This is a genomic window from Gordonia tangerina (assembly GCF_021556435.1).
Classification (GTDB): Bacteria; Actinomycetota; Actinomycetes; order Mycobacteriales; family Mycobacteriaceae; genus Gordonia; species Gordonia tangerina.
This window is the reverse complement of the sequence record NZ_JAKGCU010000021.1, coordinates 16,992-28,020: the sequence shown is the minus strand read 5'-3', so window position 1 is coordinate 28,020 and position 11,029 is coordinate 16,992. Positions and strand designations below refer to the sequence as shown.

At 69.0% G+C, this 11,029-nt stretch carries 3 protein-coding genes; 1 reads left to right on the top strand and 2 read right to left on the bottom strand.

What is annotated here, in order from left to right:
* Positions 1 to 25 precede the first annotated feature (25 nt).
* The gene (locus tag L1892_RS18690; protein ID WP_308191725.1) at positions 26 to 820 is read right to left on the bottom strand and encodes an SIR2 family NAD-dependent protein deacylase; all 795 of its coding nucleotides are present in this window, start codon (positions 818 to 820) and stop codon (positions 26 to 28) included.
* Complete coding sequence (locus L1892_RS18685; RefSeq protein ID WP_235725146.1) at positions 817 to 1,245, bottom strand: HIT family protein; 429 nt, start codon at positions 1,243 to 1,245, stop codon at positions 817 to 819. The genes L1892_RS18690 and L1892_RS18685 overlap by 4 nt, the downstream gene beginning before the upstream one ends.
* Positions 1,246 to 1,758: 513 nt before the next feature.
* Here L1892_RS18685 and L1892_RS18680 point away from each other — a divergent pair.
* Positions 1,759 to 11,010, top strand: coding sequence for a type I polyketide synthase (locus tag L1892_RS18680; protein ID WP_235725145.1), 9,252 nt, complete (start codon positions 1,759 to 1,761; stop codon positions 11,008 to 11,010).
* The last annotated feature ends 19 nt before the right edge of the window (positions 11,011 to 11,029 follow it).

Sequence of the window (11,029 nt, the reverse complement as noted above, 5' to 3'; positions counted from 1 at the left end):
GCTACGCCGTCCGATATCGCACGGCTCAGGCCGCGGAGTCGAGGGCATCCACCAACGCCGATAAGCCGATCCCGGCCGGCGTACGGATGCTGTGGGTGGCCATGGCGCTCAAAGCCGAGGGCTCCGGATTGAACTCGATCACCGGGATGCCGCGTGCGGCCGCCCGTTCGGGCAACGCGGCTGCAGGGTAGACCCCTCCGCTGGTGCCCACGACGAGAACGACGTCGGCGAAGGTGAAGGCGCTTTCTGCCGAGCGCCAGGCGTCGTCGGGCAGTCCCTCGCCGAACCACACGACACCGGGCCGGATAGGGGACAGACACGTCGGACAGGCCGGCGGCTCGACCCGGAGTTCGTGCACGGCGTGCTCGGGTTGCGCGTCGACCCCGTGATACGGGCGGCCGCAGTTGCTGCAACGCGGGGCGAACAGACTGCCGTGGAGGTGGCTGACGGTGCTGCTGCCGGCTCGTTCGTGCAGGTCATCCACGTTCTGTGTCGCGATGAGGACGGAGTGGGTGCGCTCGAGGTGAGCCAGTGCGTTGTGCCCGGGGTTGGGGGCCGCCGCATGGACCACCCGCGCGCGCCATTGATACCAGGCCCACACCAGCCCGGGGTCGGACGCCCACGCCTGCGGTGTGGCGATCTGCGTCGGGTCGAACCGTTCCCAGAGCCCGGTCTCGACGTCTCGAAAGGTGGCGACTCCGCTCTCGGCAGACATTCCGGCACCGGTGAACACGGTGATAACCTCGGCGCGCCGCACCACGTCGATCACCTCCGCGGGCAGTACGGTGCGCGGCGCAGATGCCCCGCGGTCGTCGGTCACCGTGGATCACCCTCGAGTGCCGACCGCAGGATCTCCGCAGTGGTATCGGGATCGTTATCGCGACGCACCACGAGACCCTTGGCGAAGCTGAGCTTGTCGCCGTCGTGGCGTGGCACGACGTGTAGATGGGTGTGGAAGACCGTCTGAAAGGCGGCGCGGCCGTCGTTGACCACCAGATTCACGCCGTCGGCCGACAGCGTGCAGGACTTCATCGCCGCAGCCAGCCGCTGCCCCGCGGCGAACAGGCGGGCGCCGACGTCGGGTTCGAGATCGGCCAGGCCGGACGAGTGCTCCCGGGGCACGATCAGGGTGTGGCCGCGGGTCACCGGACGGATGTCGAGGAAGCCGATGACGGCATCGTCACGATAGACGATGCGCGACGGGGCGGTGCCCTCGACGATGGCGCAGAACACGCAAGTCGACATGACTGTCCAGCGTACTTTCCGCATGTTCGGTGGCGTCGCAACCAGCCTCGACACGAGCCGCCACCAGGAGTGGAACACATCACATAACGATTTCATAACGGGTCGCGAGCGTGCCCCGGGAAGCCGATCGAGCGCTCGGCCGCCGGTCCCTATCTGCACCGATGCGGTACGGCCCGGAACGTCGCTCAGTGAACACTTGTCCTACCGGCGGGGTTACCCACGGGTATACCGACGGGTCACAACGGAACATGAGGAAAGCCTCATTTTTGTGTGTCATCATTGGGTCACGTTCACGTCGGCGAAGGCTCATGGATGAGCCTCGCGGCCGCCAAACCCGTTGCGCGGCAGGCGTGTACACCAGTGTGTCAGAGACCGCTGCACTGGACGTGACCAGGCCATCCGACGACCCCCGCGCGAGCTTCTGGTGAGTCTCCGCGACACCCCCGCCGCCGACAACCGCCCCAAACCCGTGACCCGACACCTCCGTGACGTGTCGAGACAAGAGGAGTGCCCGTGACCGTCGACCATTACCGCTCCGGAGCGCAGGGTGCCGCGCACTCGAATCGCCCCGCTGCGACGCTGATCGATCGTCTCGCCGACGGCGAGCCGTATGCCATCAGCTTCGGCGGGCAGGGCTCGCCGTGGCTGCCCACCCTGGCCGAGCTCGTCGTCGATGCCGATCTGGAACACCGCATCGCCAAGATCGTGGCTGCCGCCGAGCGCATCATCGATCCGGTGGCCGATCAGGTCACCATCGCGCTGGCCGACGGTTTCCACCCGCTGACCTGGGTCCGCGCACTCGACGCCGAAGAGCCGGTCCCGAGCGATACCGAGCTGGCCGATTTCACCCTGTCCGGCCCCGGTGTGTTGCTCACCCAACTCGCTGCCATCGAAGCGCTCAAGAAGCAGGGCCTCGACACCGCGGCCATCGCGCCGCGCGCCGTCATCGGTCACTCCCAGGGCGCGATCGCGACCGACGCGATCGGTGCCGACGGTCATGTCGCCGAGACCGGGCAGGGGCTGCTACTGGCGATTGCTCAGCTGATCGGTGCCGCCGGCACCTTGATCGCTCGTCGCCGCGGGCTGGCGACCTCCACCGACGGCAGTCCGATGCTGGCGGTCAGCGGAGTCGCCCCGGAACGTGTCTCGGAGATCCTCGTCGAGTACCGCGCCGCGCTGAGCGAGGCCGAACGGGCCGCCGCGCCGGTTCTGGCGATCAACAACGGGCGCCGGTCGGTCGCCCTGTCGGGCGCCCCGCGTCATCTCGCCGCGTTTGCCGCGTTCTGTGAGCGCATCGCCGAGGCCGAAGCCGACGAGCGCAAGCGCAAGGTCACCGGCGGCGCGCCGTTCGCGCCGAAGTTCGATCACCTGGGCGTCAGCGTCGCGTTCCACCATCCGACGATGCAGCCCGCGGTCGATTTGGTCGCACAGTGGGCCGAGGCGTGCGGAATCGACGTCGACACCGCAGTGCGGCATGCGCGTGCCGTGCTGGTGGACCCGGTGGACTGGGTTGCCACCGTCGACGGCGTCGTGTCGGAGGGGGCCAAGTGGGTCCTGGACTTCGGTCCCGGTGATCTGGCCACCCGGCTGACGTCGACTCTGGTACGCGGACAGGGCGTGGGCTTGGTACCCGCGGCGCTGCGTCAGGGTCAACGCAACCTCTTCAGCCCCGGCGGCATCCCCGAGGTCGCCCGCCCGTGGCAGCAGTTCGCCCCGCAACTGATCACGCTGCCGAACGGTCGCACCGCGGTCGACACCGCGTTCACGCGGCTCACCGGACGTTCGCCGATGCTGCTGGCCGGCATGACCCCGACCACCGTCGACCCAGCGATCGTCGCCGCGGCCGCCAACGCCGGCCACTGGGCCGAACTCGCCGGTGGCGGTCAGGTCACCGAGCAGATCTTCGCCGACAACGTGGCACGTCTCACCGATCTGCTCGACGAAGGTCGGCAGGCGCAGTTCAACGCCTTGTTCCTCGACCCCTACCTGTGGAAGCTGCAGCTGGGCGGCAAGCGCCTGGTGCAGAAGGCCCGCGCGCAGGGCGCCCCGATCGACGGTGTCGTGGTCTCGGCCGGCATCCCCGAACTCGAGGACGCGGTCGCCCTCGTCGACGAGTTCGTCGAGGCCGGCCTGCACTACGTGGCGTTCAAGCCGGGCACCGTCGAGCAGATCCGGGCCGTCGTGCGGATCGCCGCCGAGGTGCCCCATCACCCGGTGATCGTGCAGATCGAGGGGGGCCGCGCAGGTGGCCACCACTCGTGGGAGGACCTCGACGACCTGCTCCTGGCCACCTACGGTGAGCTGCGCGCGCGCGACAACGTCATCATCTGCGTCGGCGGAGGCATCGGCACGCCCGAGCGCGCCAGCGAATACCTGACCGGCGCTTGGTCGTCGGCCTACGGATATCCGGCGATGCCGCTCGACGGCATCCTGGTCGGCACCGCGGCGATGGCCGCCAAAGAGGCCACCACCGCCCCCGAGGTCAAACAGCTGCTGGTGGACACTGTCGGCTGCGAAGAATGGATCGGTGCCGGACACGCCACCGCCGGAATGGCATCGGGGCGCAGCCAACTCGGTGCCGACATCCACGAGATCGACAACACGGCCTCCCAGTGCGGCCGACTGCTCGACGAGGTCGCCGGTGACGCCGAGGCCGTCGCCGAACGCCGCGACGAGATCATCGCTGCGATGGCCGGTACCGCCAAGCCCTACTTCGGCGACATCGCCGAGATGACCTACCGCGAGTGGCTGGACCGCTACGCAACCCTCGCGGTCGGCGACGGTCGTGCCGACCAGTACCCGTGGGCCGACATCACCTGGCAGCAGCGGTTTGTCGACATGCTGCAGCGCACCGAGGCGCGGATGAACCCGGCCGACTCGGGCGAGATCCCGACGATGTTCGGCGCGCTGGGCTCCACCGACGACCCGCACGCCGCCATCGACGCGATCGGCAGCGTGTACCCGCAGATCGAGCGCGACGTGCTGCATCCGGCCGATGTGGCCTTCTTCCTGGAGCTCTGCCGCACCCCGGGCAAGCCGGTGAACTTCGTGCCTGTCATCGACAAGGACGTGCGCCGCTGGTGGCGTAGCGACTCCCTGTGGCAGGCTCACGATGCCCGCTACCCGGCCGACGCGGTCTGCGTGATCCCCGGTCCGGTTGCGGTGTCCGGTATCACCCGCGTCGATGAGCCCGTGGGTGATCTGCTCGACCGCTTCGAGGCACAGGTGGTAACCGACCTGCAGGGGACCGGTGTCGAGGCGCTCGCCACCGACACCCGCAAGGACGCCGGGATGGTCCGCGGCGACGGCGCGATCGTCGCGGTGCTCGAGGCCGACGACGTCGACTGGGTCGGTCGGATGGTTCCCAACCCCATCGCGCTTCTCGGTGACGTGGATCGCTGGCAGCTGGTCGATCCCGACCGCGCAGAACACGAGCCGACCGGATCGGTCCTCGAGCGGGTTGCCGGCGACGCCGAGCGACTCGACGGGACGCGATTCGATCTGATCACCCCCATTTCCGGTGCGTCGGTGCGTATTCCGTTGCACGTCGACGAGACGATCCGCGACGGTGGAAACCCACGCGTCGGCGTCGACGAGGCCGCCACCGCGATGTCGGAGATCCTCACCGTCGCCGCCGGCGGTTCGCTGGCCGAGGTGTCCGACGGCGTGTCGGTGACCACGGTCGGCTGGAATCCAGATGACGTCGCCGATCACGCCGCCGTCACCGGCTACACGATGCCCGCGCATCTGCGTCCGACGACGCCGACCGAACCCTTCGGCTTCGCCGTCCCGGACACGCTGGTCGGTTCCTCGTGGCCCAGTGTCTTCAGTGTCATCGGCGCGGCACGCACCGCGTCGGGTGCGCCGGTGGTGGAAGGACTGCTCGATCTGGTCCATCTCGACCACGCCGTCACGCTGGTCGGTGATATCCCCACCACTGCGACAGAACTCACCGTGACCGCACGTGCCGGCGCGGTACACGACACCGAGGTGGGCCGGGTCGTCGAGGTGAGCGTCGACATCGCCGGGCCGTCCGGTGATATCGCGCACCTGCATGAGCGCTTCGCCATTCGCGGGCGACTCGGAGCCGAGCAGCTCAGCGACCCCGCCCGGGCCGGTGGCGCCGCCCGCGCCGAACAGTCGGCCACCCGCAAACTCGTGCGGCAGGCGACCATCACGGCCCCGAGCAGGATGACCGGTTTCGCCGCGGTCTCCGGTGACCGCAACCCGATCCACACCGATGCCAACGCGGCCCGACTGGCCGGGCTCGGTGACCCGATCGTGCACGGCATGTGGCTGTCGGCCGCAGCCCAGCAGGTCGTCACCGCCACCGACGGCAAGAACCCGATCCCGTCGCCGCGTCCGTTGATCGGATGGACCGCGCGTTATCTGGGCATGGTGCGCACCGGCGACTCGATCACGGTCCGGGTCGACCGGGTCGGACTCGATGCCGGACGAGAGGTCGTGGAGGTGTCCGCCAAGGTCGGCGACGACCTGGTGATGAGCGCGACCGGCCTGCTCGCCGCGCCGCGCACCGTCTACGCATTCCCCGGCCAGGGCATCCAGAGTAAGGGGATGGGTCTCGATGCGCGATCGCGCTCGAAGGCCGCCCGCGAGATCTGGGACCGTGCCGACAAGCACACCCGCGCCGCGCTCGGTTTCTCCATCCTCGCGGTGGTGCGCGACAACCCGACCACGTTGGTGGCCAACGGGACCACCTACAACCACCCCGACGGCGTGCTGTACCTGACGCAGTTCACCCAGGTCGCGATGGCGACCCTGGGCGTCGCGCAGATCGCCGAGCTCAAGGAGTCGGGTGGCTTCGTCGAGGGTGCCATCACCTGCGGCCACTCCGTGGGCGAGTACAACGCGCTGGCAGCGTGCGCGGGCGTCCTTCCGCTGGAGGCCGTCCTGGAGGTCGTGTTCCAGCGTGGCGAGGCCATGCACCATCTCGTGCCGCGAGACGAACTGGGCCGCAGCGATTATCGGATGGCCGCCATCCGCCCGAGCCAGTTCGGCCTGGCCGACTCCGAGGTGACCGCATTCGTCGCCGAGGTCGGCGACTCGGTCGGTGAGTTCCTGGAGGTCGTGAACCTCAACCTGCTCGGCTCGCAGTACGCGATCGCCGGCACGGTCCGCGGGCTCGAGCACCTGGAGAACGAGATCGAGCGTCGCCGACTGGAATTCGGTGGCAAGAAGTCGTTCATTCTGGTGCCCGGCATCGACGTGCCGTTCCACTCCAGTGTGCTTCGCGCCGGTGTGCCGGAGTTCCGGTCCAAGCTCGAGGATCTGCTGCCCGAGCACTTCGACCCCGCGATCCTCGTCGGCCACTACATCCCGAACCTCGTGCCGCGGCTGTTCAACCTCGAGCGTCCGTTCGTCGAGGAGATCGCGGCACTGGTGCCCTCGGACCCGTTGAATGCGGTTCTCGCCGATTGGGATTCGTGGGCGGAGAGGCCGAGCGATCTGGCTCGCGTCATCCTCATCGAACTCCTTGCCTGGCAGTTCGCCAGCCCGGTGCGCTGGATCGAAACCCAGGAGCTGCTCTTCGCCGGCACCGAACGTGACGGTCTGGGTATCCAGCGGTTCGTCGAGATCGGCCTGAAGGGAGCGCCGACACTGGCGGGTCTCGCCGGCAACACCCTCAAACTCGACGACTACGCATCGGCGACCACCGAGGTCGTCAACGTCGAGCGCGACTCGGACGTCATCCTGGCCAAGGACTCCGGTCCTGAGCCCGAGGCCGAGGTCGAGGAGTCGGCCGCCCCGGCAACGGAGGCCACTGAGGCGGCTGCGGCGGCCCCGGCACCCGCGCCCGCAGCGGCTCCGGCTCCGGCGGCCGCCGCCGGACCGCGGCCCGACGACATCGCCTTCGGCCCGGCCGACGCGGTCCGCTCGGTGATCGCGCTGTGGACCAAGATGCGCACCGATCAGATCGGTTCGGCCGACACCATCGAGGCACTGTGCGATGGCGTCTCGTCACGTCGTAACCAGCTGCTGCTCGACATCGGCGGCGAACTCGGCCTCGGTGCCATCGACGGTGCCGCCGAAGCGGACATGAACGCACTCTCCTCGACGGTCAACACCCTGGCCCGCGGCTACCGCCCGCTGGGGCCGGTGCTCACCGATGCCGTCGGTGACCAAATCCGCAAGGTCCTCGGACCGGTCGGAAAGCGCCAGTCATACATCACCGATCGCGTGACCAACGTGTGGCAGCTCGGCGAGGGTTGGGGTCTGCACACCGCTGTGGCCGTGGCGCTCGGTACCCGCGAGGGCGCCAGCGTGCGTGGCGAAGATCTGGGCAACCTGCTCGACGGGCCGCTGGCCAACGCCGATGCGCTCGACGCCCTGATCGACCGCGCCGTCACTTCGGTCGGTGCGCAGCGGGGCATCTCGGTGGCCAAGCCCGCCGCCGAGGGCGGTGGCGGCGCCACCGTGGACGCCGCGGCTCTCGGCGAGTTCACCGAGCAGATCACCGGACGTTCGGGAGCGTTGGCGTCGGCCGCGTACACCGTCCTGGCCAAGCTCGGGTTGGCCGACGATGCCTCGACCGCCGAGATCGTCGATGACCCGAACGCCGCTGTGGCCGAACGCGTCAGCGCCGAACTCGGTTCCGACTGGGCGCGCACCGTCGCGCCGGCCTTCGACACCGCCAAGGTCGTCCTCGTCGACGACCGGTGGGCGACCAGCCGCGAGGACCTGGTTCGTATCTGGCTGACCGCCGAGAGTGAACTCGACACCGATCACGACTCGGTTGTCGCGCGCTTCACCGGGGCTGGTGACACCGTCGCGCAGCATGCCACCTGGTGGCAGGGCAAGGCGTTGTCGGGTGGAAATGCCGTGCACGCACGGATTTTCGCCGACATCGCGAATGCTGCGGAGGCTCCGGGTGCCGGGCAGTACGCCGGCGAGATCGCTGTGGTCACCGGTGCGGGTAAGGGTTCGATCGCCTCCGGCGTGATCGGTGGACTGTTGGCCGGCGGTGCGACCGTGGTCGCGACCACCTCGCGCCTCGACTCGGCGAAGCTCGCGTTCTACAAGAAGCTCTACCGGGAGAACGCACGTTACGACGCCGCCCTGTGGGTGGCGCCGGCGAACATGGCCTCTTACACCGACGTCGACGACCTCGTCGAGTGGATCGGTGCGGAGCAGACCGAGAACCTCGGTGGCACCACATCGGTCATCAAGCCGACGATGAAGCCCACCCTGCTGTTCCCGTTCGCCGCGCCGCGGGTCGCCGGTGACCTCACCGACGCGGGCGCTCGGGCCGAGCTGGAGATGAAGGTGCTGCTGTGGTCGGTGGAACGGCTCATCGCCGGTCTGGCCGATATCCACGCCGACCACGACATCGCTGCCCGCATGCACGTGGTGCTGCCCGGTTCGCCCAACCGCGGCATGTTCGGCGGCGACGGCGCCTACGGCGAGAGCAAGGCCGCACTGGATGCCCTGGTCACCCGATGGGGCGCCGAGGATTCCTGGAACCAGAAGACGACCCTCGCGCATGCGCTGATCGGTTGGGTCCGCGGAACCGGACTCATGGGTCACAACGACGGCATGGTCGATGCGGTGGAGGCTGCCGGTGTCCGCACCTGGAGCACCGACGAGATGGCCGCCAACCTGCTCGGCTTGTGCACGCCGGAGCAGCGGGAGAGCGCGCGTAGCGCAGCCATCGTCGCCGACTTCACCGGTGGACTCGACCCGTCTATCGACCTCAAGGCCCTCGCATCGGCAGCCGCTGAGACGGCAGCCGAAGAGGAGCCGGCCGACGAGCGCGAGGTGGCGACGGTCGCGGCGTTGCCCGCACCGGCCCGTGCACCGAAGTCGATGACCCCGCAGTGGCCGTCGATCGACGCCCGACCCGAAGACCTCGTGGTCATCGTCGGCGCCGGCGAGCTGGGCCCGTACGGTTCGGCTCGCACCCGGTTCGAGATGGAGGTCGACGAGAAGCTGTCGGCCGCAGGTGTTGTGGAGCTGGCGTGGAATACCGGCCTGATCCACTGGGACACCGCGCCCAAGCCGGGCTGGTACGACACCGAGTCCGGTGACCCGGTGCCGGAGAGCGAGATCTTCGAGCGCTACCACGACGAGGTCGTCTCACGCTGCGGCATCCGCCGCTACGCCGACGAGGGTGCGATGGTGGACAACACCTCGCCGCTGCTCACCTCGGTGTTCCTCGACGAGGACCTCACCTTCACGGTGAGCTCGGAGGCCGAGGCCCGGGCATTCGCCGCGGCGAACCCGGAGAAGACCCGGGTCGCCGAGAACGCCGAGACCGGTGACTGGCAGGTGACCCGTCTGGCCGGCACCGAGATCCGGGTACCGCGACAGTTCTCACTGTCGCGTACCGTCGGCGGTCAGATTCCGACCGGTTTCGACCCGACCCGGTGGGGTGTCACCCCGGACATGGCCGAGTCGATCGACCGGGTGGCGCTGTGGAACCTGGTCGCGACCGTGGACGCGTTCCTCTCATCGGGATTCACCCCGTCCGAGCTGATGCGGTGGGTCCACCCGGGTCTGGTGGCCAATACCCAGGGCACCGGCATGGGCGGCATGACCTCGATGCGCGAGCTCTACATCAATACGCTGCTCGGCGAGTCGAAGGCCAATGACATCCTGCAGGAGGCGTTGCCGAACATCGTTGCCGCACATGTGGTCCAGTCCTATGTGGGCAGCTACGGCGCGATGATCCATCCGGTCGCCGCCTGCGCGACGGCCGCGGTGTCGGTCGAGGAGGGCGTGGACAAGATCCGCGTCGGCAAGGCGCTGTTCGCGGTGGCCGGTGGTTTCGACGACCTCGGCATCGAGGGCATCGTCGGATTCGGTGACATGTCGGCGACAGCCGAGTCGGCCAAGATGTCGGCGCGCGGGATCGATGAGCGTCGGTTCTCCCGGGCCAACGATCGTCGTCGCGGCGGGTTCGTCGAATCCGCCGGTGGCGGAACGATCCTGCTCGCCCGTGGCGACGTCGCCGCGCAGATGGGTCTGCCGGTCCTCGGCGTCGTCGGGTGGGCACAGAGCTTCGGCGACGGTGTGCACACGTCGATCCCGGCACCCGGCTTGGGTGCGCTCGGTGCCGCCCGCGGGAACCAGTCCTCGCCGCTGGCCAACGCACTCAACGCGCTCGGTGTCAGCCCCGACGACATCGCGGTCATCTCCAAGCACGACACGTCGACGCGGGCCAACGACCCCAACGAGTCCGAACTGCACGAGCGCATCGCGTCGGCCATCGGTCGAGGCGACGGCGCACCGCTGTTCGTGGTTTCGCAGAAGTCGTTGACCGGTCACGCCAAGGGTGGTGCCGCCGCCTTCCAGCTGATCGGTCTGTGCCAGCTGCTGCGTGACGGCGTCATCCCGCCCAACCGCAGCCTCGATTGTGTCGACGAGCAGATGCGCGAATACCCGCATCTGGTCTGGGCGCGTGAGACCCTGCACCTGGGGGAGCGGTTCCCGTTGAAGGCGGGTCTGCTCACCAGCCTCGGCTTCGGTCATGTGTCGGGCCTGATCGCGGTGGTCCACCCGGAGGCGTTCATCGCGACGCTCGACGCAGAGCAGGCCGCTCAGTACCGACAGGTGTCCGCCGAGCGGGCGCGCAAGGGCAATCACCGTCTACTCGAAGCAATGTGCGGTGTCGAGCCGGCCTACAAGCGGCCGCCGAACCGCCGCTTCGACGAGGCTCTCGACGAGCATGACGCCGAAGCCGGCCTGCTCCTGAACCCGTCGGTCCGCCTGGGCGCCGACGGCAGCTACGCCGGCGAGGCGGTGTGACCGCGGGCGCGGATGCGGC

Bases quoted from the DNA above. Each gene is read 5' to 3' on its own strand.
- L1892_RS18685 (WP_235725146.1), bottom strand. From the start codon at position 1,245: ATGTCGACTTGCGTGTTCTGCGCCATCGTCGAGGGCACCGCCCCGTCG.